General features: G+C 39.6%; 1 protein-coding gene. It reads right to left on the reverse strand.

Annotation, left to right across the window (positions count from 1 at the left end):
- Positions 1-95 precede the first annotated feature (95 nt).
- The coding region (locus QSE00_RS05840) for an ISAon1 family transposase (protein ID WP_286105265.1) at positions 96-762 on the reverse strand (667 nt) is incomplete at its 5' end.

Raw genomic sequence — 762 nt, forward strand, 5'->3', positions numbered from 1 at the left:
GAGTAATCCCTCTGGTAAAAATAAGCTCAATAACGATAAATCGGTTCCTTTGTCCATCCCTTAAATTTAAAGTGCAAAGAAATAAATTATTCACTTCAGACCCAAGTTTTGTTCTTGATCCCTAGTTTGGTGTAAGCTACTTTAATATCTATGGCTTGGTTAAAAATATTCCTCAAGCCTTGAACAAGTCCATAAGCTTTCTTTAGTTCTGGGTATTCATTAAACAATATCTGTCCCCTCTCTTTCTGATTTGGAGTCCATTTATCTGGGGATTTATACAGTAGATATCTACTCCTGGCCAGGAGTTGTTTTGAGCTATCACCATTAGAAAAAGTTACAGGTTTAAATTCTTTGTCGGCTACTCTAGATAGCTTTATCTGTTCATTTTCTTGATCCAAAGCTTCCCATCGGTATTTGATACGAAGATCTTGGAGCGCCTCTATTGCCAGCTTCTGTACATGGAACCTGTCTGTTACTTGGATGGCTTTCGGGAAACATTTAGTGGAGATCGTTTTCATAGGGTTTGCCATGTCCAAGGTGATCTCTTTCACTTTGGCACGCTTCTTTGCTGGGATCTTCAAGAGTTGTTCGATAATAGGCTCCACTTTAGTTCCGTGGAATATCCCAACTAAAGCCCCTTTCTTTCCTTTGGCCTTCTTATTGGTAATGATGGTATAGAGCTCTCCCTTGGACAGCGCTGTCTCATCAATGGATAAATAAGCACCTAAGTTTTCAGGGAAAACAAGCCACTGTTTGGCATGA

The sequence above is a fragment of the Arenibacter flavimaris genome (assembly GCF_030291335.1).
Lineage (GTDB): Bacteria > Bacteroidota > Bacteroidia > Flavobacteriales > Flavobacteriaceae > Arenibacter.